Source organism: Rhizobacter sp. (genome assembly GCF_046595475.1).
Taxonomy (GTDB): domain Bacteria; phylum Pseudomonadota; class Gammaproteobacteria; order Burkholderiales; family Burkholderiaceae_C; genus Rhizobacter.
On record NZ_JBKJOQ010000039.1, the window covers coordinates 20,390 to 46,224 of the forward strand.

Here is a 25,835-nt window from a genome sequence, read left to right on the forward strand (position 1 = left end):
GACGCAAGGTCCGGGAAGCTGGGTAAGCAAGCAACGCCAACGGGCACGGGGCCCCTTTGGCGCAATCGACACAGCAGACAAGTCCGCAGCGAAGGATGCGCAGGTGCATCAGTCCAGCCGAATGTGGCCAGCAAAGAAAGCGGCTAGGCAATTGCCTTGTGCAAGACGCGCGCAGGCGCTGTCTTGCACAAGGCTTCAGCTCCAGCTCAAGGCAAGACCTGGTTGGCGACGAACCTCAGACTAGCTCCGTTCGGGCTGAGGTATCGAAGCCCAGCGCTGGCCTTCGATACCTCAGGCCGAACGGAACGCCGATCAGGAGGCAAGAAGGGGCGACGGCGAGCCCGGAAAGGGCTCGCCGTCGCAGATCGAGAGACAGGCAAGCGGAAGGTCAGAACGTCTGCAAGAAGCCGACGTTCATCGCCACCGCATCCTGTCCCGCACGCGGCACTGCCGTGCCGGGTGTGCGGTTCACCGAGTCGCCCCGGTTCAGCACGTAGGACGACTTGGTGTAGATCAGCGTGCCCTGGTTCGACAGCTTGCGGCTGTAGCCCAGGGTGAACTGACCCGAATCGGACGGTGAATGCTGCACCGCCAGCCAGGCCACACCCAATTGCAGCGTGTCCACTGCAGTCAGGCCCACGTCACCTTGCAGTTGCCCATACAGGCCGCTCCAAGGCACGGCGGTGTCCAGCCGTGAGTACTGGCCGATCACCGCCAGGTTGACAGGCCCCAGCTTGCGGCTGGCGCCCAGGTTGCCCACTGCCACGTCGCCGGCCACGTGCTTGGTGTACTGGAAGGCCGCGCCGAGGTGCACGATGTCCCCGTCGAAACCCACACGTCCACCCAGCAGGTCGCCTTCCTTCCAATGACTTCGCTCACCGAGCGCCGCCATCGCTGCAAACGACCAACCGCGCAAGGACCGCGACATGAAGTTCAGGCTGTTGCTGGCGCGCACGGCGGTTGCGCCCTGGTTGGTGGAAGCGAGCGTGAGCGGCGAGCCCAGGCCGAACAAGCCGAACGATCGAGAGAAGATCGACAGGTTGAGCAGCGCAGGCACGTAGTAGCGACCGAAGGACAGTTGGTCCCGCTCGCCGGCCGTGTGCTGTGCGGCAGGTGCATCGCCAGGCCCCAGCAAGAGACGCAGACGCGTTTCCCGTTGGAACACCAGGCCCTGGGCCGCACCGTTCGAGACGGTGCATGCGGCGCCCGGGGCGCCTTCGACGGTGCAGGTGGGTCCTGCAGTGTCAGAGGCGTTGTTGAGGTTGCTGCTCGTTCCGGTGCCGGTGTCGACGGCGAGTGCCGCCTCGAAAATGAATCCCGGTTCCAGCCAGTCCAGCTGGTCGAGCTTCTTGGAGCCGCGCAGTCCGAGGTAGGTGTTGTTGGTACCCCCCGACTGCAAGACCAGTTGCTTGTTCTGCGACGCGTACATCAGAGAGACGTCGACCGCGCCGTAGATGTCGATCTCATCCGCCTGTGCCGAGCGCGCAAGCAGCGAGAGCAAGCCCCCGAAAACCAGAGACCATGCGATTGATTTCTTCACGACAGTGTCCTTTGTTGTTCTTGTTGTTTTGATGGAGCAGAGCCCAAACAGCGGCAGGACGCCGCTGCAAATTTTTGTGGCTTCACAAGGTGTGAAGCAAGCCCGGAGTTCGTGAGAACCCGGCCGGTGTGAGTGGGCTGACCGGCAGGCACACGCACAGGTGCGTGGCAAAAGACCAAACCATGCTACCGGCCCGACCACCCAAGTCAAGCAAGAACCTCGACCTTTGTGCCGGGCGGGTTCAGCTGCCGGTCACGCGCCACAGCCGCCAGCCGTTGCTGATCTCCAGGATCTCCAGGCACGGTGCGGTGGCCGCCATGCGCTTCTCGACCACGTGGGTGAAGCCATACCCCTGCAGCGCCCGGCAGTCGAGCTTGCCCGTGCCCGACAGGGCCACCGCCAGTGCCTGCACCGGTTGGATCGTTGCACCCAGTTCCATCGCCGGTGCCGAGCGTATGCCCGGGTTCTCGGCGGGCAGCAAGTAGGTGGCCTGGTCGAAGGCCGTCAGCACCTGGTCACCGGCCGCAAGCGACTTGAAGTGCGGCAGGCCTTTCGAAAAGCTGGACGCCAGCTTGCCGCTGGCGGTGACGCCGTAGGTCGACGAGACCAGCACCGCCACCCACACCGCGATCTGCCCGGCAGTGCCGAGCCTGGGCAGTGCGACCGAGCGCGTGACCAGCAGCACCAGCAGCGCATGCACCGTCGACAAGTAGCGGATCTGCCCAGGCAGCAGAAACCACGCGAGCAGGGTGAACACCGGCCAGTCGCGCCGCCAATCCATCTGGCCGCGCCACACCAGCACCAGCAGCGTGCCGACGAAGGCCGGAATCATGAGCGCCAGGAAGATGGTCTCGTTCTCGCCCACCGGCGCCAGGCGCAGTCGGATCCAGTCTTGCGAGAGCCACAAGAAGTGCGGCCAGGCCAGGCCCGCATAGCCGAGCCAGAAGGCCAGGCCCACCACCAGCGCGACCCCACCGCACACTGCACGCGTGCGCCACGAGGCCTGCAGCAAGGCGGCGGCGGGCACGTACACCACCCCCAGCCAGTACAGCGGTTGGATCGCCGCGCCCACCAGCAGCCACAGCCAGGGCCGCATCCAGATGGCCGACATGGCCCAGAGGGTGAACAGCACTTCGGGGCGGGCCATGCCGATGCGGAAAATGAGCTGCGTGAGCAACAGCACCGACACGATCACCAGGCGCCAGGTCCAAACGTCAGTCCGATCGGCGCATTCGGGAATGAGCGTCAAGGCCACGCGCCACAGCGAGTACGCCGCCGCCGCGTAGATGAGGCACTGCAGCACCGGGATCGCGAGCTCCAGGCCCAGCGCGCGGTGCAGGTGGCCGATCAGCCATTCGTAGCCCACCCACATCGACTGTTGCGGAAAGCGCGGGTCGAGGTAGGCGTACAGGCGCTGGTAGTCATAGTCGTGGCGCCAGGCAGTGAAGTGGCGCAGCACGTCGTCGCCCGGCGTCATGCCGCCGTGGGCCAACCACAGGAGTGGCCACACGAGCAGAAAGCCCACCACCATGCCGCGCGCATCGACCTGTTCCACCGAGCGCAGCAGGGCGGCGATCAGCCGCTCGCGCTCCAGCCACAGCAGGCCCACCACACCGATGGCGGCCGGGGCGAACAGCAGGCTGAGCGCGGCCGCCGCGGCCAGCGTCAGCCACCAGCGCAGCGGCAGGCCTGCGCCGGCCGAGGTCTGCACCCGCGCCTTCACCCGCAGCAGCCACTCGGCCATGGCTTCAACGCACCGAGAGGCGCGCTTCGGCCACCAGTGCCCGGCTCATCGACTCGGCCATGCCCTGCATGAACTGGCCCATGAGCCCGAAGTCGTTGGCCTTGCGCGGCCCGAAGTCGTGCATGCCCACGCCCCAGCTGTTGCTCACCACCTGGTCGAGCGTGCCGATCTCGTCGATGAGCCCGAGGGCCTTGGCTTCTTCGCCACCCCAGACCTCGCCGGTGCCGTAGTCGGTGCCGGCCTTGAGGTGCTTGCCGCGCTGGGCGGCCAACTCGCTGGTAAACGCCTTGCCCATCTGCACCACCAAGCCCGAGGCCTTGGCGTCGGCGGCGGCCGACATGGGCTCGAAGGGATTGAGCATGGACTTGAGCGGGCCCGAGGCGTAGGTGCGCTGCGACACGTCCAGGCGTTGCAGCGCGCGGTGCAGGTCCCAGCCGCTGACGATGGCGCCGATCGAACCCACCAGGCTGTACTTGCCGGCGTAGATCTTGTCGGCGTGCATGGCCACCATGTAGGCGGCCGAGGCGCCCATGTTGCTGATCACCGCCACCACCGGCTTGGCGTGCTTCTTCTTCAGGGCCAGCAGCGCGTCGTTGATGCGCTCAGCCTCCACCGGCGCGCCGCCCGGGCTGTCGATGGCCAGCACCACTGCCTTGGTCTTGGGCGACTCGAAGGCCTTCTTCATCGCGGCGATCACGTTCTTGGCCGAGGCCGTCTGCTCGGCACCGATCTCGCCGTCGATGCGCACGATGCCCACCGTCTCAGCGCGCGGGCCGGCACTGCCGCCGCCTAGAAAGCCGAACAAGAAGATGGTGTAGGCCAGGCCCAGCAGCGCCGGCAGGCCGAACACCACCATGCGCGTGGCCATGCGCCAGCGGCGTTCGCTGCGACGCTCTCGGGCCATCTCGGCCTGCTGGGCAGAGGCCGCATCGCGGGCCGCGCGCAACTCGGTCAGAAGCTCGGTCACCAGATGGGCGTCACCGCCCTGGTAGCGCGGGGTGGGCTTGTCGCTGTAGTCGGGTGCGGTGTCGATCACGTTGCTGCTCTCTCAGATGGTGTTGATCGGTGCGATCACTTTTTGTCTCGTGGGTCTTCGATCGGCGGCTTGTCCGCGTGGATCTTCTCGGCGCTGCCTTCCAGGTGGATCTGACCCGTGGCGGGGGTGACGATCGGCCTGGTCTGCATGTCGCGGGTTTCGGCCTTGGTGGTCACATCGGCGGCCGCGGAGCGGATGCCGGTCTGCTGGGTGCCGACCTCGTCCCACTGCCGCTGCATCTCCTGCTTGCGAGCCGCCCCCTTCCCGCCGCCGCCGCCCGGGGCCGACTGCAGGCTCAGGTGCTTGTCATGGATCTCGCCGGAGACCCGCCCTTCGGCCGCCGCGCGATGCGCGTCGACGCCCGCACTGGTCGGGGCGCCGTTGCGGTACTCGGCCTCCATGGCCCCGACGCGGTCCGGGTCCAGGCGACCCGGGTCGGGCTGGGCCTGCTGGCCGTAGCCGGCGGTGTATTCGGCGTCCCCGAAGCTGCGGATGCCGGGTGCCGCGGCGTCGCTCATCAGCTGGCCCGCGCGTGCCGGGTCGTGGTGCTGCGCCGTGGCGAAGTCGCCTACACCGCCTTTCATCTGCTCGTAGGCGTAGTTGTTCATGTTCACGCTGATCGACGAGGCGTTCTCGTGCATGTTCCTCGCCTGCGAGCTGAGCTTCTGGCTCTGGTCGAAGTGCTCCTCGCTCGAATGCTTGAGCGACTCCGAGCGGGAGAACGCCGTGTTCACGCTGACCGCGGCGGCGTCGCCATTGGCCACGGCCGTCTGGAAGCGGCTGTCCTGCGTCAGCGAGCGCAAGCGCGAGCGCGTCTCATCGCTGGTGGCACTGTTCTGTGCCGCCGTCAAGCTGCCGGCCAGCTCGTCGTGCGACATCGCACGCTGGCTGCTGTTGCTGCCGGTCACGCCCTCGCCCTCGCGCCCGCTGATGGCCGTCTCGATGCCGGCGCTCACGCCGCCGAAGGGGCTGCTGATGCCGACCTTGCCGCCGACCGTGCCCGTCACCGACTTGTCGATGTTGGTGGTGGCCGTGCCGGTCAGCGCCGCCGACTTGCCGTGTGTTTCGCGGTTGGCGCTGCCCACCGAGTTCGTCTCGATGGTGCCGTCGCGCAAGCGGTTCGTGGTCCCGGTGGCGGTGGTCGTGCTCTCGCCCGAGCCATCGGTCTGGGTACCGGTGCGGCTGTTGGTGCGGGCCAGCGACAGGCCGTCGGTGATGGCCGAATTCATCATGCTGTCGGCCTGCGAACTCAACCGGCTGCCCACGCCCGCCTCTCGGGTGGCGTCGAGGCTCCTGGACTCTGCATCGCGGTGCACCATGCTCACGCTGACGCCCATGTCGCTCTGCTTGAGCTGCCCGCTGTCCAGGTTGCGGCTGCTCATGTCGTCGGTGCGCTTGCTGAAGCCGTCCTCGTAGGTGCGGTAGTTGGCCGAGCCATAGTGCGGCGCGAGGTTCACGTCGTCCATGCGCGTCACGCCCGAGCTGATGTTGCCGGTGGCGGCCTGTGCCGCCCCCACGCTGGAGCCCCCAGTGAACGCGCCGGCGCCGGCCAGCGCGCCTGCGCCGATGGCCTCCATGCCCTTGACCAGCGACCAGGCGATCACCGGAATCGAGATCACCAGGTAGCCCACCACGGCCACGTCGGAGATCGAGTTCTCGTAGATCGACGCGGCGGTCAGCAAGGACACGCCGCTCGTGCCGCCCGGCATGGCGCCCGCTGCAGACAAGTGGCGCGCCGCCGCGGCGGTGGCCATGTAGTTGAGGACCGCGAACAGCACCGGCCACAGCTGGATCCACAGCAGCGTGCTGGCGTACGAGGTGATCAGCTTGACGGCGGTGCGCCCCGACACCACCAGCATCATCAGCACGACGATCGGGAAGGCGGCATAGAGGATGGCCTCGATGCCGTTGCGGATCAGCGGCATGGCCTCTTCGGCCACCTTCGCGCCGGTGATCCACGAGGTGTTGGTCGAGACCTTGGCCTGCGCCTCGGCCATGCCCACCATCACGGAAGTCGGGTCGTTGGTGCGCTGGCTGCGCATGGCGGCCGCGTCGCCCATGGCATTGATCATCGCGTTCTGGCGGATCATGGTCGCGGCATCGCCCCCCGCCCCGCCGAGCCGGGCGCGCAGGTAGGCCTGCGACACCTGGCTTCCCACGCGCGCCTGCGCACCGGCCGATGAAAGGGCCTGTCCGTCGGCCAGCGCATCGGCGTTCAGGCGCTGGCCCAGCGTGTCCATGGCGGCGGTGATCTCCGCGCCCATGCCGGTGTCGAGCTGGGTGCGCAAGGCCGCGCACGACATCACCACGCCACCGGCCGTGGGCGTGAAGCGGGCCGCGTTGCCGCCGCCGCCCAGCGTGGCCCAGATGTCGGTGCTGGTGTGCACGTCGTTCGGCTCCACCGTGCCGTCGGACATGTCGGGCCCGGCGCAGTTGTCCAGATACTTGACGAGGTTGTAGCGGAAGTTCACGCCCGGGAAGGTGACGCGCGCCGTCTCCTTCACGATCTTGTTGCCGAACATCAGGCCGCTGGCGCGGTAGTTGAGATCCGGGAAGGCGGACAGGGGGGCGAGCGTGCCTTCGGGGACATTGATCGCGATGGGGCCGAAGGTGTCTTCGAAGGACTTGGCCAGGGTGTCGCCGATGCGGGTGGTGATGCTGGCCAGCACGGCCAGCGCGAAAGGCACGTTCTCCACCACGGTGACGCAACCGCCGCCGGCACAGTTCTGCAGCCGGTCGATGAGCTGCACGCGGGTCTTGGGCATCACCAGGCCAGCGCTCACCAGCAGCACAGTCGCCATCCAGTACCAGCCGGTCAGGCGCTGCGGCTGGAAGGCATAGCCCATCAGCGCCACCATGAAGCCGATGCAGGCAACCACCACCAGCATGCCGCGGTAGTCTTCGCCGCCGAAGAGGGAAGCGATGCCCTGCAGGATGCCGGCCAGCAGCTGCACGTTGCTGTAGGTGATGATTTCCATAGCGGTTCGCCCCGGCTTCTGCGTCTGGTGTTATTTCTTGCCGGTGGCGCCCGGCCCCGGAGCGCCCGTGGTCATGGCGATGACCCGTTCGGGCATGTGCGTCGCCATCGTGCGCTGCAAGGTCTGCAGCGAGGTGGTGATGTTGTTGATGTCGGCCACCTTGGTGAGCGCCTCGTTGCGCTGGATGTTGATGAAGCGCAGCCGTTCGTTCGCCTCAAGGATGATCTTGCTCTGCACCGCCTCCTGAGGCTTGCTGAGCTTGAACTGCTGCGCCAGCGCCTTCTGACCGGACCTGATGTTGCGTTCCAGCAGGGCCCAGGCGTAGTCGGCTGCGATCACGTCGCGGTAGGTCTCGGCCAACTGCTCGGCCATGTGCGAATTGGCCACCTCGGTGCCGATGGACATCATGTCGTACACCGGCAGCGTGGTCTGGTTGATGAAGGTCATCAACTCGGCTTCGGCAGACAGGTCGCTGTGGGTGCGGATGGCATCGGCCATCTCGCGCATCAGCCGGCCCACGCGTTCCGCGTAGGACTCGAAGGACACCATCTGTTCCGTCGGGTTCATGCAACGATCGGCCTCGTCGCAACGCCACATCTTCACCATCACGCGGCCACCCGCTGTCGGGCTGGCCTCCTGGCCATACAGCACGGTGGAGATGTCGGTAACGTTGGCGACGATCGGCTTCGGGGTCGTTGCCGTGCTGATCTTCTCGCTCGAGCCGGGTCCGTCGGGGTAGTAGAGGTGCGAGCCGACCATGCTCATGATCATCTCGCGCTCGTCGCGCGGGGCCGAGCCCAGCGTCTTCTTGAGCGCTTCCCAGGTCAGGTTGCCGGTGAAAGGCGGTGGGTCGGCCTCACCGCCGAAGGCATCGGCATCCGCGTTGCCGGCGACGGTGGAGCAGCGGTCCTTGGCCTTGTCGGCGTCGATGCCTTCATAGACCATCATGCGCTGGATGCACTCGGTGTTCTTGTTCTGGGTCGTCGCGTTCAGGCCGCCGGCCACCAGGTGCTGAGCCGCCTCGCAGCTGTTGAGGTTCATGCCGTTGATCTTGTCGATCACGTCCTTGGCCCATTCGAGCTTGCTCGCGAGCAGCGGCGTGATGGCGCCGAGCGCCACCTGCGTGATGACACCGACCGCGCTCATGGCCGTGGCGCGCAGGAACTCCACCAGCTTGTCGCCGTCCAGGTGCGAGAACGAGCCAAGGAACATGTCGATGCCGCCGCAGCCTGCGCTGAAATGCGGCATCTCGATGTTGGCGAGCTGGATGTTGCGCACCGGCAGGCGCTTGTAGACCCGCCCGCCCATGTAGGTGTGGTAGGTCTGGCCATGGAAGGCCGACGGCCCGCTCGCCAAGACGCCATCGGTGATGCCGGTGGCCACGCCTGCCGGCAGGTTGGCCAGGCCGTTGTAGAGGTCAGTCATCTCGCTGTCGATGCTGGCCCGCACCGAGAGGCTGGAGGTGGCGAGCAGGCTGGCCGCGCTCACGGCGGCCACGAGCCTGCGCAAGCGCGAGGGGGTGTGGGTGTTCATCTTGTGCTCCTTCTGCTGGTGTGCGGGGGTCGTCTCAGCGGCTTGCCAGCCCGCCGACGAACTTCACGGTGGAGGGCGCGACGCCTTCTGCATCCGGCCGGGTGATGTGCTCGACGCGCCGCTCAAGGTCGTTCATCGCCATCACGCCATAGCCCACCGGCAGCACCTTGCCGGTGCCGGGCTCGGCCAGGAAGAGCGCCGGCACCTGCGTCACGTTCAAGCGCGCGGCGATGCCGTTGTCGGGCTTGAAGTCGGGGAAGCCGTCGATGCCGCCGCCGTCCAGCGAGATCGGCAGGATCTCGATGCCGGTGCGGGCGCTGAACTGGAGCAGCGTGGGCGCAAAGCGGTGGCAGTAGGGGCAGTCGGACTTGAAGAAGAAGAAGAACGCATGCGTCTGCGACAGCGAGGCGAAGCCGCGCGACCGCGCCCGGTCCTGCTCGGCGTCATAGAGCGACGCACCGCCGGGCGAGGTGGGGCGCCCCGTCATCGACGGGTCGAACTGCGGTGAGGCCCACATCACGCGGTTGGAGGCTTCACCGAAGCGCTTGGCGGTGTCGAGCGCGAGCTGCTGGGCCTCCAGGTGCTCGCGGATGTTCGTCTCGGTGGGGTTGATGATCGCGATGTTGCGCGTGTCTTCCACCCGCTTCTGCAGCGCCTCGAAGCGCACAAGGTCGGGGTGCTTGGGTGGCTTGGCCGGGTCGGCGCTGGCCGGTGCAGGCACCGGCACCGCAACGATTTCTGGCGCAACCACCGGCGGCTTCTTGGGCTTGCGCTCGTAGAAGAACCAGCCGCGGTTGCCTTCGCGCCAGTAGTTGTCGGCTTCCACCGCCTCCTCGTCGGCCGCGGCGGCCAGGGCCGGCGCCGCTGCGCCCAGCATGGCAAGCGCGGCGAGCAGGGCCCGAGCCGCGTGGCGTGCGCTGTGCAGGTCGAAGTTCATGGCCTCACTCCGGGTACCGTGCCGTCGGCGCAGAAGCTGACCGTCGACACCATCGTGGTTTCGGGAATCTCCTGGCCGCCGCGCCACGCGCCTGGCATCTCGGCCATGCCACCGTTGAGCTTGTTCGTCGAGGTGCTGCCCGAGACGGTGGTGCGAGACACCTCGCCTGGCGCCGCGGCGCGCCAGGATGTCACCGTGCCGTTGGCATCGGTGATCGGCACCTGCTTGTCGTCCCAGCTGCGGGTGACCCGCGCACGCGTGATCTCGACGCGCATCACCTTGCAATCGGCGCGCCCCGGCGTGGCGTACAGCGAGGTGACCCGCGCGGTGACCGGCGGATCGGCCTCGCGGAATCGGTAGTTGCGCAGCTGACGCCAGTCGGCCGAGTTGATGGCGGCGGGCCCGGCGGCCTGGCCGTACGGCAGTGCAAAGGCTTGGCGCATCAGCGGCTTGAGCGAGAGCAGCTGCTTGGGCACCGGGCTGCCATTGCGGTCGACGGCGGCGCGGCTGTCGTCGGCGTCCAAGGCCTGTGATTCGGGCGTGTTGCCGTCGCACTGGCCGGTGCCGCCCGCACAGTTGGCGTACATGCTGGACAAGCGCGCGATCAGCGCGTCCTTGTTGGGCAGCTTGGGGTCGATGGTGGCCAGGAATGGCGTCAGGTCCAGCAGCGAGAAATCGATCGCCCTCAACTGGTCGACGCTGAAGCCCAGGCAATTGGGGCTGGCCCCCGTGCCAAAGCGCTGATTGGGGTTGCTGGCATTGGCCGGGAACAGCGAGCGGGCCAGGTTGGGCGGTTGCAGCTGGCCGGCAATCTGCTTCTCTAGCAGTTGCTTGCGGCCCTGGTCGTTCACAAGCTTGGCCAGCATCGAGTTGAAGCAGCAAGAGCGGTACTCGCGCTCCCAGCACCAGCCGGTAATGGGCACTTCGGTGACGCAGCGTGAGCCCACGTCGATGCACAGGTGGTTCTTCTTCTTCTCTTGCGTCAGCTTGTCGTCTTCGCTGCAGCCGTCGATGAGGCCGAACAGGGAGGTCATCTGCACGATGCCGTCGATGCTCGCGTTGATGCCGGAATCGATGATGGCTTTGGGGCTGGTGATCAGCAGCCGCACCATGGCCTTCTTCCAGTCCTGGTCCTTGATGTCGTTGTAGATGCCGACCGCCTCGCCTTTCATGGTGCCGACGGCGCGCAGGCCGGCGGCCAGCTGGCCCGACGAGTCTTTGGCGAACAAGAAGTCGTACGTCTTGTCGTTGAAAAGCTGTTCGTCGCCGCCTCCGCCACCGCCGCTGCCGAACGAAGGCGGCCGCAGCGCCTCGGCCGCATGCACTGCGTCGTAGAGCAGGTCGCCGAACCAGTTCTTGGCGCAGCAGTTGAGCACCAGGCCCAGCCGGTGCGCGCAGGCCGCGGGGTAGCCCTTGAAGATCTGGAAGTCGTTGGCGTTGAAGTAGCGCGCCGCCTGCTGGCTGCCGGAGAACAGGCTGATGGCCTCGCCGAACTCGTTGTTGGCCTTGTAGCCCGTGTCCCAGCAGCGCCCATCGGGGCAGTAGGTCTGGTTCTCGCAGCTGGTGACGTCACGCACCACCGGTGGCGCAACCTGGCAGCTGCGCCGGTACTCGTGGCGGGTGCAGCTGCGCGGCGTGGAAGCGTTGTCCCACTCCAGGCAGGTGTCGCTGGTCTGGGTGCAGGCGGTGTTGGCCTCGCACTGGTTGACCACCTGGGTGTTCATGCAATCGAAGGTCTCGTTGTACTGCCAGCAGGCGCGCGTGACCGGCACGTCGTTGACCAGGCGCGCCAGGCCGCCGACATCGCCGCAGGTGGTGGCGCTGACCGAGCAGCGCCGCGTGTCGGGCGAGCTGTCGAAGGGCGCCATCGGTCCGACGGTGCCGCCGAAGGGCGGCGCGCGGCGGTCCGGCGGCGTGTTGGCCTCCAGGCCAGCGCAGCCGCTGGTCCACTGGTCGGTGACGGTGTTGGTGGCGTCGCGCGTGACGACGTCCTGCACCACGGTCAGGGTGGCGGCGAAGACCATGCCGTCGCCGTTGCGCACGCAGGCCTGCTGCGGCTGTGTGCCGGGCGGGACGACCCGACTGCTAGGGCCGGTGCTGTTGGCCGGGCAGGTGTACTGGTTGCGTGGCACCTGCACCTGGCAGGTGTAGCGCCCGGCGGCGGCGAGCGTGCCGGCCTGCACGCGCGTCGGGCCCGAGATGGCACCAGCCGGGCAGGCCCAGTCGACCCGCGCGGTGAGCGTCTTGTTGCAGCTGTTGCCGCGGCTCGAGGTGCGCGATGTCTCGCAGATCTCTTCTTCCATGGTGGCCGGCGCGACCTGCTGGCTGCCGGTGGTGCAGGCCGAGTAGCTGTTCTTGATGTCGTCCTGGGTGACCGTCGGCTGGGCGCGCGGGTTGGCCGCCACGTTCTGCTGGCGACCTTCGAGCGCGGCCGCGCGGCCGTTCAGGCTGTCGAGGTTCATCTTCTTGGCCGACAGCAGGTTGCGGCAGTGCTCGAACAGCCGGGTTCGGGGCGCGAGGTCGTAGTCGATGGTCGCGCCGCACAGCGACTCGATCAGCTGTGACGAGTCCGAGGTGCGGTTCGAACTCAGGCCGGTGCCGCGGATGGCCGGCTCGCAGTCGTCGGACAGCTGCTGGCCGCGCACCTGGCCGCTGTACACCTCGTTCCAGCAGGCCACGATCAGCGCTTCGGCCGCGCCCGACGAACCCTGGGTGCCAGGCGGCGCCGTCAGCGAGCCGTTGGCCGCGCGCGTGCGCCCCTTGTCGCCCGCCATGCCGTCCAGGAACCCACCGGATTGCGCGGCACCGCGTGCCGTCGTCTTGGCCTGGTCATGCGCGTCCTGTTGCCGTGGCGTCATGGGCGCGGTTTGAGCCGTTGCCGCGAACGGCAACACGGCGCTGGCGAGCAGCGCGGCGATGAAAGCCCAGGCGATCTTCCTCTTCATGTCAACCTCTCATGCGCTTGAGAAAACTCTGCGCTTCGCTCTTGAAACGGGGGGCGCGCTGCTCGATGCGCTCGAGCGCGTAGTCCAGGCTCACGTCGCCGGCGACCAGGGCGAAGCCGTCGCTCTGCGCGCACTGCTTCTCGGCACAAGGCTTGCCCCCGTCGACGCTCGGCTTGGTCAGCACGAAGGACGGCGCGTGGGTGATGCCGTAGCGGTCGAAGGCCTCGGGGTCGATGGTGAAACCCACCTTGTGCGTGCCGACCAGCTTGCGCATGGCCGCGCCGGTCTGCTTCATCGAGTTGTTGACCATGCCGCGCAGCACCAGCGTGGCACGGGCCCGCTCGGCCTGGGCGACCAACCCTTTGAGGGCCTCGGCCGGCATGGCCATGGTCACGAACACATAGAGCTTGGAGGTGGCGATCACCTCGCTCGGGTGGCTCGGCTTCTGCTGGCTCAGGAACTGGCCCGACAACGCACCGATGTCGAGCTTGGGCTGGACCAGCACCGAGGGCATGGCCTCCAGCCGGGGCAACTGGGGGCGGTGCGCGCGCAGCGCCTGATCGTTGGCGCCCTGCTGCTGCGGCACGATCACCCGCTTGCGCACCGCCTCGACCTGCGCGTCGGTGACGGCACCCATCTGCTGCTTGAGCTGGGCCCGCGTGCGTTCGATGTCCTGGTCGGTCACGGTCGGCCCGACCTGGCTCCAGCCGGCGAGCGGCACCAGGGCCGAGAGCAGCGCCACCGCCCCGAGAAGGGTGGCCGGCCAGCGGTTGATGGAAGGGCGATGCATGGGGTCTCCGTCGTGCGAGGCGGCACTAGAACAAGCAGCACACGCGCTTGCGGAACATGAAGAAGTTGAAGTCTTCGCCGGCATACGGGTACTCTTTGCCGGCGCCCGAGATCGTGGTCGTCTCGCCCTGCCAGTTGCAGCAGTACGGCGTGCGCTCGGTCTGCGGAATGGGGTAGGCAAGCTGCTGCTTGAACGCCACCTTGTCGATGATCGGGTTGGGGAAGGGCCCGCACACCGCGGCAAAGGTGTGGAAGGTCCACTCGATCAGCTCGCGCTGCAGCTTGTGGGTGAGGCGAGACGCGACCAGCGACGCCGCCTGCACGCCGCCGATGTGGGCCTGCACGTTGCCGTCGAGCGGGAAGGTGGTGCCGTTGCAGCCGTTGCACCAGAACATGAAGGGCAGCGGCATGCCGGCGCCGGGGATGCTCGCCGCAATGCAGTCGATCGCGCAGGTGGCCTGCACGATGATGTTGGAGAACAGCGCCGACTCGAAGTTGAGAATGTTGGTCAGCTCGTCGTCGTTCCACAGCGGGTCAACCTCGGTCAGGTAGCCGATGTCGAAGCCGCCCGACTCCATGCAGCCCGCGTCCATCACGATCTCGAGCAGGTACATGATGGGGTTGGCGTACCAGTGGGCCTGGTAGAAGCTGCCGTCTTGTGCCGCGCTGCTGCGGTGCTGCTGGGTGTGCTCAGGCATGGGCAGGAAGCTCGACGCGCCACCGCTTGCACTGCCGCCACCGCCGTCACTCGCGAGGTCGATGCCCCCAAGGCCGACCAGACAGAAGGGCTTGCGCGTCACGTCGACCGAGCGCACCGGCTCCCAGTAGCCCAGGGTCAGCCCCACGCGCTCGAAGACGGGCGGTGGCGCCGGGCAGATGCAGATGGGGTCGCCGTTGTCACCGGGAATGTCGCGGCCGTCGCCCATGGGAGCGCCTGCAAGGCTGATGGGAAAGAGGCAGGACCAGCACACGTCGGTAATGGGATTGGGAAACTTGCCTTCGCACGAGGTCATGGCCCGCGCGGGCGACTGGGCCTGGGCGACGCCGAAGCAGGCTGCGCCGGCCAGCAGGGCCAGCTGCGCCAGGAGGCGGCATAGGCGCTTCATCCCTTCACCTTCAGTTCGTCGATGCGCAGCATCAGGCCTTCCTGGGACACCAGGGCCGGCACGTTCTTGATGCCGAAGCGGGTCGTGAGCGCACCGCGCTGGTCGTAGTACACCTGCAGGTTCCAGCGCCGCATGAGATCGAGGTAGGAACCGGCCACCAGCACCGGCTTCACCCGGCCGTCGTAGTGCTGGATGAGCTGGCGCGCGAAGGCCACCTGCTTGGGGTCTTCGCCGTTGAAGAAGAGCAGGTACTTGGTCATCGTGAAGACCTCGAGCGGGTTCTTGCGATAACCCGCCGGGATCAGCACCTGGCCCTGGTGGTCGACGATGTTCTGGGCCACCGTCATGGTCGGGTCGTAGTAGAAGGTGCGCGCGGTCTCGGTCTGGCCCAGGCCGGGGATCGGCGCCGGGTTGCGCACCGAATTGACCACCCGCTCCTTGGACTCCTTCTCCCAGCGGGCGAGGTCGCCGTTCTTCTGCTTCTCGAGCAGCTTGGCCTTGATGTACTCGATCGCGTGCTGTTCGCGGATCTCGTACACCGTCCCGATGGTGCCGAGGTTCTCTGCGCGCGCCGCTGGCAGCACGGCGACCAGGCCGCACGCGAGGCCCGCGAGCTGTCTCAGGAAAATCTGCAAGGTGGTGTGCATTGCCGCTGGCCTCAGAGGATCGGATGCGCACGCGCGATGAGCTGGTCGCTGCGCACCAGGCCGATCTCGCCATAGCGCGAGTCGAGGCTGTCGTTGCTGCTGCCACCGATGAAGTAGTGCCCCGGCGGGATGACCCCTGGTGCGACGGTCCGCAGGACCGATCCCTTGGGCGTGCGCTCGATGGCCTTGCCGATCAGCACGCCGTTGACGTACACCGTGCGATCGCTCACCGTGATCACATCGCCCGGCACCCCCTTCACGCGCTTGAGCCAGCGCATGCCACTCAGCGGCGCGGCCGGGCCGCTGGTGGCCTCGAAGCGGAAGGTGATCAGGTCGCCGCGCCGGGGTGTGGCGCCGAACTCGAACCACACCACGCGCTCGGGCACGCTGTTGGTGAAGTTGATGCCCAAGTAGTGCGCCATCAGGGCAGCGGTCAGCGCGAAAGCGACGTAGACGTACCAGCGGCGCGCAATGTGCCGCCACATCTCGAGGTGCTGAGCATGGAAGGCGCGCAGCAGCCTCGCGCCGCGCAGAACGGCCAGGTCCATGGTTCAGACCCCGATCTTGCTGCGCAGCGCAGGGGTGAGGTCGATCATGTTGGGCGTCTCCGCTGCCACGGCGGAACGCACCAGCACGAAGCAGTTGCATTCGCGCGGCAGTTGCTCCAGCGCCGCGGGCAGTGCCTTGGTGAACTCGAGCGCCATCGTCACCGCCTTCTGCTTGTCGGCGTCGGTGACCGCCGGCTTGGTCACCACCTCCAGGATCTGCTTCTCCTTCAGGCGATAGACCTCGCTCACGTCGACGACGCCGATGCGCATGGCCGGTGCCATGACGAAGCGGTGGTACAGGCCCAGCAGCGCCGCCACGGCGACGAGGGTGACCAGCAGCTGCAAGCTGAATGCCCGGGCGTTCATGTGCGTACTCCTCGTTCACGCAACACGTCGGTGATCGCGTCGTCCACCGACATGCCGGCCGCGCGGCGGCGGTCAATGGCCTGGTTGTCGTCTGCCTTGTTGGAGAACAGCAGCAGGGTGTACGGGTCCAGGATGAGCCGGCCCACGCCCTCGCCCATGGGCGAGAAGACGTACAGCTCAGAGAAAGCCCCAGCCTCGGTGCGCAGCGACTTGAGCAGGCGCTTCTTGTGCTCGTCCATCGCGATGCGCTTGCGCTGGTCGAGCAGGTCGATCGACTCGCTCTTCTGGCGCAGCAGGAACACCCAGTCTGAGAACTGGAACGCCGCCTCCATCTGCTTGGACGAGTAGTAGTCGTCGGCGCCCTGGGTGGCAGTGATCAGGCTGCCGCCGTATTTGCGGGCACGGCGCGCGGCCTCTTCGATCACGCGTGCCTTCACGTCGTCGTCGCCGCTGCCGCCACCGAGCTGCTGCATCAGCTCGTCGATCATCAGGATCTTCTTGCGGTGGTCGCCCCGCTCGCGCGAGAGGTACATGTCTTGCGTGATCTGGTACAGCATGATCATGTTGACCACGACGTTCAGGTCCGGCGCGCGCTTGAGTTCCTCGTTCTCGATGACGATGAAGTCGTTGCTGAAGTCGACGTTGCCCTTGCCTTCGAAGAAGCGGGCGTACTGGCCGTCGGCGGTGTACGGCTCCAGCATGATGGCCAGGTCGCGCAGGCGGCTGTCGTTGTGCATCTCCAGGTCGGGCAGCGAGCCTGACTTGAAGAGGTCGCGCAAGGCGGTCATCGTCATGTCGGCGCCGTACATCTTCCACAGGCGCAGCACGGCGCCGTTGATGGCCTTGTATTGCACCTCCTCCAGCTGGGTGGTCAGCGAGGCCATCTTGGCGATCACCGGCGCGAGCATGGCCATGTCGGTGTTGATGTCCTTCACCACCGAGAACGGGTTGACGCAGATCTCGGAGCGCGTGTTGAACTCGATGAACTGCCCGCCGGCGCGGTTGCACAGCTTCTCGAACGAGCGCCCGAGATCCATGATGCGCACTTGCGAGTTGATGGCACGGTAGGACCACGCCAGCTCGTTGAGGAACACCGACTTGCCCGAGCCCGAGGTGCCGATCACCGCGGCGTTGTAGTTGCCCTGGTCGTTGTCGTACAGGTCTAAGCCCATGATCTGGCCGCGGCGCCCGCCCAGGATCAGCGTGGGCGTCTTGGTGCCCGCCCACTCGGCGATCATGGGCGCCAGGTGCACCGCGTTGGCCACCGTCTTGCGCGTCACGCGGCGCATGCGCTTCATGTCGTCGTGGAACTTGGGGCTCAGCGTCATGGGCAGGCTGGCCAGCAGCGACTGCCGGTGCAGGAACATGTCGTTGTTGATCTCGAAGCCGCGCGCGCGCCAGATGGCCCGCGTGGTTTCCTCGATCGCCACCGCCTTCTCGGGCGAGGTGAAGATGGCGATCTCGTGGTACAGGCTGACCAGGGTGCCGCCCTCGTCGACGATCTGCGCCGCGGCCGACCAGTCCTCGAGCTTCTTTTGCGAATCGGGCATGAACTTGGCCAGCTGCGACTGCGCGTTCTGGATGGCGCGTGCGTGGTTGGCCTGGATCGCCGAGCGCGTCTCGGTCGGGTCGAGCACGTGCACGCCCATGGTGAGCATGAAGGTGCAGGGGTACTGCAGCGCGGGCTGCATCAGGTCACCGATCATCGAGCTCATGTTCCAGAGCGCGAAAGCCTCGGGAAAGGCCTTGATCGAGAAGAAGCGTGCCTCGACATCGGGCTGGTTGGGCTTGCTGAAGCGCAGCGCGTTGGGCATCGCCTCCTGCATGGTGTCGAAGTCGACCATCTGGTCGCGCAGCTCGCGGCTCGCGTCGTAGCGCAGCACCGGCGGGCGCGGTGTGTAGAAGCGGTGCGGGTTGACCAGGTTGGCCACCCAGTTGATCAGGTCGCTGGCGCCGAAGGGGCGGTTCGGGAAGCCGCCCGCATTGAGCGTGGTGGACATCGAGTCGCGCAGGGCCAGCAGCTCGTCGCGCCGGGTCATGTCATCCACATTGCCGGGCACGCTGACGCTGAACACCAGGCGGAAGTCGCGCACCGTGTAGTGGAAGCCCTTGGCGATGGACTGGTGCGCACCGCGCAGGTAGAAGCCGGTGCGCCGCCGTGCCAGCGAGCGAAAGATGTTGTTGTGCCGCGCCTGCCGGCCGTACTCGATCGACTTGGCCTCGGTGTCCGTGTCGGGCATGCGCAGCTCGGCATAGCGGCGCAGCGGCCCGAGGATGAAGGGCGAGCCCAGCAGGCTCATCTGGATCGCCGAGCCCTTGCCGCAGGTGCTGAACAGCGAGGACAGAATCTCGGTCATGCGCTCGTCGGCACCCGACTGCGGCAGCACTTCGAGCACGAAGCCTATGGTCTCGTTGTTGACGAACAGCTTCTCGTCGGGCAGGTACGAGGAGTACGGCAGCCAGGTGGTGAACTGGTCGGGCGCGCCCTGGTCGCCACTGGCAGCCCCCTTGGCGCGCGAGAACAGCTGGTCCAGGAAACCGGGCTTGCGTTCGGCCGAATCAGGGCGGCCGCCCTTGAGGAGCCTAGCTGCCACTGTTGCCACCTTGGTTCTTGGCCGGGTTGGAGACCGGCGCGGGTCGCGCCTTCTGCGCGTTCTGCACCGCCTCGCTCAGGCGCTCGGTCGGCCTGCCGGCAGCGGGGGCCGGTGACGCCGGCTTCAGGAAGGCGGCAGGCAAGGGCTGCGCCGCGCCCACGGTGGCGGCCGCCGCACTGCGCGCACTCGCGCGCGCTGGTGCATAGGCTTCGCGCACTTCGCGCTGCTTGTGGTCGACCATCCACTTGCCCTCATCGACGGGCAGGTAGACGAAGGTCTGGTCGTGCAGGTCGCCGTCGGAGTCTTCCCACGGCTTGATCCAAACCCGCACGATGCGCGGCTGCGAGCGCAGCGGCATGCCCATTTGCGTGAAGCGCGGGTCGGCGTACAGCTGCCCGCCTTCGCCGCGCTGGCTGGTGCCGCTCGGCGCCGCCGGGGCGCCCTCGTACGCGTTGCGCTTGCGCTGGCCGGGTAGCTCGCCACGCGTCGATTCGGAGTAGGTGTTGGACACCGAATCGCAGCGCGCGCCGTCGGGCAACTTGCAGGTGAGGCTGGAGCCGCCGCCCAAGCCCGAGCAGCCGGCCAGCAGGCCGCTCAGCAGCAGGGCCGCCGGCCCCAGGACAGTGGTGCGGACAGGGAGGCGAACGGGTTTCATGTCAGGTGTCCTCGGTGCATGGGGCACGGTTCATTGGGCGGCGCGCAGCGCCGGCTTCGCGCTGGCGTCCAGCCACTGCGCGAGATCGGAGGGCGGCATCGCGCCGGCTGTGCGCTGCCCGTCGGCGCGGATCAGCGTGGGCGTGCCGTTGACGCCGAGGCGGCTGGCCAACGCCAGGTTGCGGTCGATCGCCGCCAGCTCCTTGTCGCGACCGGGTGCCGACTCGGCCCACAAGGTTTCGGCCGCCTTGCGCGAGTTGGGCCCGAGGATGGGCGTGAGGAAGGTGTAGACGGTGGTGTTGGCCAGCTCGGGCAGGTCGGCGTCGAGCCGCTTGCAGTAAGGGCACAGCGGATCGGAGAACACCACCAGCATGCGCTCGCCGGTGCCGTTGACGCGCTTGAGCGCGTCCCCCAACGGCAGCTGGGCGAGGTCGATGGGGGTGCCGGGTGCGGGCGGCGCGGTCTCGTAGGTCACCGCCGGCGCCCCCCCGCCGACCAGCTGCCGGGCCGTGAGGTCGGTCTGCGTCTGCATGTCGAACAGGTGGCCGAACAGGAAGTGGCGGCCGGTCGCGTCGACGTAGGCCACATTGGGCCCCATCACCACCTCGTACACGCCCTTCAGTGGCGTCTTCGACACCTTGCTGAACTGGGTCGCCGGGTACAGCTTTTTCAGCTGCCCGAGCACGCGCTGCTCGTCCTTGGACTGCGGCGCGGCACCGGCCGCGAACGCCAGGCCCATCAACAGCGGCAAGGTGATGGCGCGCACGCAGGCGCAGACGCGGGGGCTAGTCGTCATTGGAGGCTCCGATGGTGCGGGTCGGGGTGCCGCGCACCGGGTAGTAGCTGCTGCTGTTGTTGTCGTTGCCGCGGCTGGTGCGGCCCGGCCCGGGGCCTGCGCCGGCGCCGAGCGGCATCTCGAGCACCGCGCCCTCGGTCAGCACCACATCGACCAAGCGGCCGGCATCGACCTCGATGATGGGGAACATCTTCTCGGCCAGCGTGATGTAGTACTGCGCCATGCGGTCCATGGCCTTGCTGAAGCCCGCGCCCATGCCGGCCTGCAGCGCGTGGTTGGGGTCGGTGGTCTGCACCGTGCCGAGCGCGCTCGTCTGGGTGTTGGTGAAGCTCGCCTGCACACCGCTGCCGATGCCGCTGATCACGCCGGCAATCAGCGCGTTGGCCAGCACCTGGCCCTGCTTGGACACCAGCCGGCCGCGAACGCCGACCTTGCCGTCCTCGCCGAAGATCGAGCCCTTGATGCTGATCTCCATCACCGTGCCGTCGTTGCGCATGCACGAGAGCTTCTCGGTGCGGATGTAGGCGCGTTCGGAACTCAGGTCGCCGTAGCCGGCCCCCACCACGAAGCATTCGCGCACCTGGCCGCGAAAGCGGTTGGGCAGCACGGCGTTGTCTTCCAGGCGCAGCAGCACCGGGTGCGGGTTGGTCTGCGAATGGCCGCCGGTCGGCGCGTCCAGGCCACCCAGTAGCACCGCCTTGGTGAAGGAGATGGGCAGGAAGTTGTCGAGGTTGCGCGATGCACCCCGGCCTGCATCCCCGCCCTGGGCGCCCTGCGCCGGCACGGCGGCGGCGAGCGTGGGCGGCACCGCGGCCGCGTCCGACATCGACACGCGCACCAGGGTCGAGGCGGGTGAGCCGTAGGGGCCGGCACCCGGCTCGCCGAAGGGCATGGCCATGGGGCCGCTGTTGTCGGCGCCGTTGCGCGGCCGCGGCGGCGGTGGCAGGGGTGGCAGGTTGCGCGCCGGCACAGCCGTTGCCACGCGGGTGTCAGAGGCAGCCGCTGCGGGCACGGGCGCCTGCGCCACCGGCTGGGCGAGCTTCTTGTTCAACTCTTCGAAGCGCGCCAGCATCTCCTTGTTGGTTTTCTCCTGCTGCGCGAGACGAAGTTTCTCGTTCTCTCGGTCACGGCGCAGCTGGTCGAGCTCCTGGCCAGCCTTGGAGATCCAGGCGTCGGCCGGGCGCACCGCCTGGCCGGTGGCCATGATGGGGGAGACGTCCTTCTTCACCGGGATGATGCCCACCGGGTCGACCACCGCCGCGGCCGGCGGCGTCTTGTCGGAGATCGCGAACATGGCGTACATCACCGCGCCGAAGCCGAGTCCGATGCTCACCAGCAGGGCCCACTGTCGCTGCTTGGGGTCGAGCTTGCTGAGCACGCTGGCGCGCAGCTGCTTGATCTGTTCGGACATCATGGTTCAGCCCTCGGTGCGGATGACGTAGACCACGGTGCTCTCGCCAGGGCGCAGGTTCAGGTTCTCGATCGAGACGGCCAGCACGTCGCTGCCTTCGCGGTCGAACTCCTGCTCGGCCAGCACCATCGGCTCGGCGCCGGAGTTGGTCAGCAGGTATTTCTCGCCCACCATGCCGCGGCTCTCGTAGGTGCGCAGCAGCACGAAACGCGTCTCTTTCCACAGCTCGACGGGGCGGCGCACGTCCTGCACCCGCACGTCGGCGGCGGGGCGGTCGCTGGCCATGGTGGCCAGCAGGTTCTTGATCGTCTTCACGTGGTTGCCGGCGCCGCCCAGGCGGTTGCTGGCGGCACCGGCAGAGGCGACACTCGCGCCGCGGTCGCGGATCACGATGGTGTCGGCCGGCATGTCCACGCGGCGCAGCACCAGCGTGTAGGTGGCATTGGCAGTGGAGATGAAGAGGTTGACCGGCTTGGTGCCCAGGCCCACCGGCTTGACGTAGATCTCGCCCTTGTCGCGGTCGCACTCGAGCACCACTTCGCCGGCGTGGTTCACGCCCGACGACCCGCCCTTGGATGCAGCGGTCAGGCCCGGGGCACCACAGTTGCTGGAGTGGATGTTGCCGAACACGTCGGTGATCGACGCGCCGTCGACCTTGATGCGCGTGGGCTCCTTGATCGACATGGCGGCGTCCACCGACACGCCGTCGCGCGCCTCGACCGTCTGCAGCGCCTGGCTGCTGCCCGAGGCCAGCACCAGCACTGCGGCGAAGGCGGCCCTACTTGAGTTTTTGCTGCAGGGTTTCATTGACGGTCACCTCTTCGAACTTGGTCAGGTGGATGCGGCCGTTCGTGTAGACGAACTGCAGCCGGTAGTTGCGCTTCTCGTCGCTTGTGCGGTGGCCGTTGACGTAGGTGGCGAGCTGGCCGAACACCAGCACGCTCATGTCACGCTCGTTGGGCTTGAGCCCGGTGATGGCGAACTGCGTCGAGGCGTTGAGGGTCTTGATGCGCTCGGCCTCCAGCTTCTGCCGCGTTTCGTACTCCGCCACGTTGGACGGCAGCACGTACTGCAGCAGCAGGTTCTTCTTCCACTCGATGGAGCTCGGCGCCACGTCCAGGATCAGGTAGGTGGCGAAGGCGGCCATCTGCTCCAGGTAGGAGCCGCTCACCTTGTCATGCGTGACCCAGAAGCTCTTCTCGATCACCGGCGGCACGAGCACGGTGCGCTCGCGGCCGACCAGGTTGTAGACGGTCAGCAGGCACAGCACCACGGCGCCGACCAGGCCGAAGATCGAATAGCGCTGCAGCGACACCGCGTTGCGCAGCTGTTTGAGGTCGGTACTGACGACGGTCGGGTTCATCCGATCATCCTCCGGTGATGTGAGGGAGGCGTGCGGTGGAACTGCACGATGAATGCTGGGAGATGCCAGTAGGCCCAATGCATAACGAACGCGGGGTGCCTGTCGGCCTTCAGCTTGGAAGCCTGGATCCCGACAAAAGTGGACCCCGCCGCACCCAGCAAGATGCCCAGCATTCCTCCCAGCGCGGTGTAGAAGATCGCGAAGGTCAGCAGCCACGGAATGGCGACGTCCATATCCCACAGACCGACCTTCCATTGGTCGTCCAGCCGGCGTGGGATATAGGTGCTGTTGGCACTCATGGTGTTCTGGGTGCTGCGCGGGCGTGCGTCAGATCAGCGAGACGGTCGCGCCCAGCAGGGTCTGCGCCATCGCCAGGCCGCCGGCACCGAAGACCGCGAGGCCCAGGAAGAACAGCACGGCCGAGAAGCTGCGCAGTGCCACCAGGCTCACCAGCGCGACGATGAAGCCGACGATGGCCACGATCGCCTTCACGCCGGGCGTGATGCCGTTGATCTGGTCGAACACCGTGGCCATGGCACCGGTGCCGGCGTCGGCCGCCAGTGCGGGGTCCACGGCCAGGGCCAGCAGCGCCATCGCCGGCGCCATCACGGCGGCCTTGCGGATCGAGGGCAGGAAGGATTTCATCTGGGTCAGGGTCATTTCTTTCTCCATGAGGTTGGTTTTGAAGCACTGGCTTGGCTGGGCATCAGAGATGCCGCTTCAGCTCGTCGCACGCTCGCCTCACGATCGACTTGTCATGCGCCCCGTCCAGGGCCAGCAGCACCGCGGCATCGCCGAGGTAGCGCAGGTCCAGGTGAGGATCGATCGTGGATTTCTGAATGCTTTGCAGGCGCCGGAAGGTTTCCTCGCGAACGAGGATCGCTTTCCACCCGGGGAGGGGCGTGCGCTCTTGCATGGATGCCGGAAGATCAGGTTTCTTGGTGATGTGGTTCATGAAGAGCGCGCCTTGTTTGTTATGCGGCGGGGTGGGATGGCAGAGGCCTGCAGGGGGAGGACGATGTCGATCTCTGCCCGACGGTTCGCCGCACGACCTTCTTCCGAGTCGTTGGGTGCGACGTAGCAGCACGCACCCTTGGCGAGAAGCTGGAATGGCTTCCCAGACACCTGGGCGGCACGTTTGAGGTGGGCATAGACCGCCATCGCGCGGCGCAGTGCCAGCCGGTCGTTGGTGTCGCTGTCGCCGCGTTCGTCGGTGCGCCCGCGGATCACCACCCGCTCGGCACCCTGCACGCGCGGCGCCAGCCGGTCGAGCTGCGTGCGCGCCTCGGGGCTCAGGCGCGCCGAGCCAATCGGGAAGGACACGAAGACACGGCGGTCTTCAAGGGCCTTGGCGACAACGGGTGCTTCGGGGGTGTCGGTGGCTGCCGGTGCGGCCATGGGCACGGGCACGGCCTCGACCGGCGCGGCCTTCGTGGGCTCGAGCACGGTCACCGGTGCTGGCTCAGGTGCGGGTGCAGGCACGGGCGCCTCGGTGACCGGCTCTGGCGCAGCGGCGAGCATCGCCGGCGGCTCCGGCCGCTCGGGTGCATGCGGCTCGATGATGGTCTTGGGCGTGGGGCGCGAGCAGCCCGACAGCGGGCAGGTGACGTACGTGGCGCGTGCGCCGTAGCCGACCTGCGTGATGGCCAAGGCCTCTTCGACGGCCGGTGCGCGGTGGGTCACGCTGGCCGGTCGCTGCGCGCAGCCCACCGGGGCGATGCCCAGGGCCGCCACGGCAGCGGCGAAGAAGGCGAACTTGCAAGGGGTGTGCAATCTCATGGCATGACTTTCACGGCGACGATTTGCGGCGCGTTGGCCGCCATCAGCGTGCTCGGGCGAGCCCGCGAGGCGGCCCGCCTGGCAGGGGCGGCTTGCGGCTCGGCCCGGGCCACCTCGGCCGCCGGTGCCGACGCGGGCGAGGCGCTCGCTGGCTCGCCCTTGAGCTCACGCGGCAGGTGGCGGTACACGCAGCGGGCATAGCGGTTGCGCGCCGCAGTGCAGGCCTCGCCCTTGAGCTGCGTGCAGGCGGCGTTGTAGGCGCCCACGGCCTCCCAGTTGTTGCCGTGACGTTGCATCTTCTGCGCGAGGATCCAGGCGCCCACGTTGATGCTGGTGCAGGCGTCGAGCAGCTCGCTCTCGCCGATGCCGTAGGCCTTGAGGGCCGGCAGGTTCGACGAGTTGATCTGCATCAGCCCGATGTCGTAAGTGCCGGTGCGCTCGGTGTGCGAGCGGTTCATGGCCTGCGGGTTGAGGCTGGACTCGCACTGGGCAATGGCATGCAGCACGTGCGGGTTGATGTTGTAGCGCTCAGCCGCTTCTTGCCAGCAGGCCAGCGACGCCAGCGGCAGGCCGACCAGCACCACGCCCGCCGCCACCTGCGCGGCCAGGCGCTGCAGGGTGCATGTCAGAAGGCGAGTGATGTTCATGGTCATGGATGCCACCGAGGTGTCGGGATGTCTGATTCGTCATTCGGTAAGGCGATCGTAGAAATGGGAACCGCGACAGACGAGGAGAAACAGGCCACGGGATGCGCAGGCGTTGTCGCTTGCAGCTTCAAAAGTCGTGTGGTACTTGCGTGCGCGCTGGCACACGCACACGCGTTTTCTTTTAGCGACGGAAAGGGTGGATGCGAGGCCCGCGACGCGCGTCGCGCTTGTCTTACGGGTGCCTGACGCCGACACGGCCGCACGCGCCGAGACCTGCCGTGAAGAAATCGTCGAATCCGCAGCGCTTGACGCAGGCGCTGCCCTCGACAGCAGCGGGACAGCGCAAACCCAAACAGCGATCACTGGCGGTTTTCGACGCTGCCGCCGACGCGCATTCCTAACATCCCTCCAGTGCCTTCGAG

23 protein-coding genes are annotated in these 25,835 nt (G+C 67.4%); all 23 read right to left on the reverse strand.

The window, feature by feature from the left end:
* Window positions 1-388: 388 nt before the first annotated feature.
* The 23 genes from AC30QB_RS07065 to AC30QB_RS07175 all read right to left on the reverse strand — a co-directional run bounded on the left by AC30QB_RS07065 (window position 389) and on the right by AC30QB_RS07175 (window position 25,413).
* Window positions 389-1,540, reverse strand: coding sequence for a porin (locus AC30QB_RS07065; protein WP_489545484.1), 1,152 nt, complete (start codon window positions 1,538-1,540; stop codon window positions 389-391).
* Between the two features lie 241 nt (window positions 1,541-1,781).
* On the reverse strand, window positions 1,782-3,284 hold the full coding sequence (locus AC30QB_RS07070) for a hypothetical protein (RefSeq protein ID WP_489545485.1): 1,503 nt from the start codon (window positions 3,282-3,284) through the stop codon (window positions 1,782-1,784).
* 4 nt (window positions 3,285-3,288) lie between these two features.
* The gene (locus AC30QB_RS07075; RefSeq protein ID WP_489545486.1) at window positions 3,289-4,320 is read right to left on the reverse strand and encodes a S49 family peptidase; all 1,032 of its coding nucleotides are present in this window, start codon (window positions 4,318-4,320) and stop codon (window positions 3,289-3,291) included.
* A gap of 35 nt (window positions 4,321-4,355) precedes the next feature.
* Window positions 4,356-7,298: a conjugal transfer protein TraG N-terminal domain-containing protein gene (locus AC30QB_RS07080; RefSeq protein ID WP_489545487.1), complete on the reverse strand. Its 2,943-nt coding sequence runs from the start codon at window positions 7,296-7,298 to the stop codon at window positions 4,356-4,358.
* Window positions 7,299-7,328: 30 nt separating this feature from the next.
* On the reverse strand, window positions 7,329-8,831 hold the full coding sequence (locus tag AC30QB_RS07085) for a conjugal transfer protein TraH (RefSeq protein WP_489545488.1): 1,503 nt from the start codon (window positions 8,829-8,831) through the stop codon (window positions 7,329-7,331).
* 34 nt (window positions 8,832-8,865) lie between these two features.
* Window positions 8,866-9,768, reverse strand: a complete 903-nt coding sequence (locus tag AC30QB_RS07090) for a conjugal transfer protein TraF (RefSeq protein ID WP_489545489.1) — start codon at window positions 9,766-9,768, stop codon at window positions 8,866-8,868.
* Window positions 9,765-12,713, reverse strand: coding sequence for a conjugal transfer protein TraN (gene traN, locus AC30QB_RS07095; RefSeq protein ID WP_489545490.1), 2,949 nt, complete (start codon window positions 12,711-12,713; stop codon window positions 9,765-9,767). Before traN ends, AC30QB_RS07090 begins: the two co-directional genes overlap by 4 nt.
* A gap of 1 nt (window position 12,714) precedes the next feature.
* Window positions 12,715-13,503, reverse strand: coding sequence for a type-F conjugative transfer system pilin assembly protein TrbC (gene trbC, locus AC30QB_RS07100; RefSeq protein WP_489545491.1), 789 nt, complete (start codon window positions 13,501-13,503; stop codon window positions 12,715-12,717).
* Window positions 13,504-13,528: 25 nt separating this feature from the next.
* Complete coding sequence (locus AC30QB_RS07105) at window positions 13,529-14,608, reverse strand: TraU family protein (protein ID WP_489545492.1); 1,080 nt, start codon at window positions 14,606-14,608, stop codon at window positions 13,529-13,531.
* A complete protein-coding gene (gene traW, locus AC30QB_RS07110; RefSeq protein ID WP_489545493.1) occupies window positions 14,605-15,255 on the reverse strand; it encodes a type-F conjugative transfer system protein TraW in 651 nt (216 codons plus the stop codon). Before traW ends, AC30QB_RS07105 begins: the two co-directional genes overlap by 4 nt.
* A gap of 11 nt (window positions 15,256-15,266) precedes the next feature.
* A complete protein-coding gene (gene lepB, locus AC30QB_RS07115; protein ID WP_489545494.1) occupies window positions 15,267-15,803 on the reverse strand; it encodes a signal peptidase I in 537 nt (178 codons plus the stop codon).
* Window positions 15,804-15,806: 3 nt separating this feature from the next.
* A complete protein-coding gene (locus AC30QB_RS07120) occupies window positions 15,807-16,169 on the reverse strand; it encodes a hypothetical protein (RefSeq protein ID WP_489545495.1) in 363 nt (120 codons plus the stop codon).
* A complete protein-coding gene (gene traC, locus AC30QB_RS07125; RefSeq protein WP_489545496.1) occupies window positions 16,166-18,763 on the reverse strand; it encodes a type IV secretion system protein TraC in 2,598 nt (865 codons plus the stop codon). The genes AC30QB_RS07120 and traC overlap by 4 nt, the downstream gene beginning before the upstream one ends.
* The gene (traV, locus tag AC30QB_RS07130; RefSeq protein WP_489545497.1) at window positions 18,753-19,418 is read right to left on the reverse strand and encodes a type IV conjugative transfer system lipoprotein TraV; all 666 of its coding nucleotides are present in this window, start codon (window positions 19,416-19,418) and stop codon (window positions 18,753-18,755) included. Before traV ends, traC begins: the two co-directional genes overlap by 11 nt.
* A 30-nt stretch (window positions 19,419-19,448) precedes the next feature.
* On the reverse strand, window positions 19,449-20,213 hold the full coding sequence (locus AC30QB_RS07135; protein WP_489545498.1) for a DsbC family protein: 765 nt from the start codon (window positions 20,211-20,213) through the stop codon (window positions 19,449-19,451).
* Window positions 20,203-21,624 (reverse strand): TraB/TrbI/VirB10 family type IV secretion system protein, encoded by a 1,422-nt coding sequence (locus AC30QB_RS07140; RefSeq protein ID WP_489545499.1) that lies wholly within the window; start codon window positions 21,622-21,624, stop codon window positions 20,203-20,205. The genes AC30QB_RS07135 and AC30QB_RS07140 overlap by 11 nt, the downstream gene beginning before the upstream one ends.
* A gap of 6 nt (window positions 21,625-21,630) precedes the next feature.
* Window positions 21,631-22,431 (reverse strand): type-F conjugative transfer system secretin TraK, encoded by an 801-nt coding sequence (locus tag AC30QB_RS07145; RefSeq protein WP_489545500.1) that lies wholly within the window; start codon window positions 22,429-22,431, stop codon window positions 21,631-21,633.
* Window positions 22,403-22,987, reverse strand: a complete 585-nt coding sequence (gene traE, locus AC30QB_RS07150) for a type IV conjugative transfer system protein TraE (protein WP_489545501.1) — start codon at window positions 22,985-22,987, stop codon at window positions 22,403-22,405. Before traE ends, AC30QB_RS07145 begins: the two co-directional genes overlap by 29 nt.
* Window positions 22,984-23,286: a type IV conjugative transfer system protein TraL gene (gene traL, locus AC30QB_RS07155; RefSeq protein WP_489545502.1), complete on the reverse strand. Its 303-nt coding sequence runs from the start codon at window positions 23,284-23,286 to the stop codon at window positions 22,984-22,986. Before traL ends, traE begins: the two co-directional genes overlap by 4 nt.
* A gap of 28 nt (window positions 23,287-23,314) precedes the next feature.
* Window positions 23,315-23,647 carry a hypothetical protein gene (locus tag AC30QB_RS07160; RefSeq protein WP_489545503.1) on the reverse strand — a complete coding sequence of 111 codons (333 nt, stop codon included), beginning with the start codon at window positions 23,645-23,647 and terminating at the stop codon, window positions 23,315-23,317.
* A 46-nt stretch (window positions 23,648-23,693) separates the two neighbouring features.
* Entirely contained in the window at window positions 23,694-23,942 is a 249-nt protein-coding gene (locus AC30QB_RS07165) for a hypothetical protein (protein ID WP_489545504.1), read from the reverse strand.
* Window positions 23,939-24,766, reverse strand: coding sequence for an OmpA family protein (locus AC30QB_RS07170; RefSeq protein ID WP_489545505.1), 828 nt, complete (start codon window positions 24,764-24,766; stop codon window positions 23,939-23,941). Before AC30QB_RS07170 ends, AC30QB_RS07165 begins: the two co-directional genes overlap by 4 nt.
* Complete coding sequence (locus AC30QB_RS07175) at window positions 24,763-25,413, reverse strand: lytic transglycosylase domain-containing protein (RefSeq protein ID WP_489545506.1); 651 nt, start codon at window positions 25,411-25,413, stop codon at window positions 24,763-24,765. Before AC30QB_RS07175 ends, AC30QB_RS07170 begins: the two co-directional genes overlap by 4 nt.
* Between the last annotated feature and the right edge of the window lie 422 nt (window positions 25,414-25,835).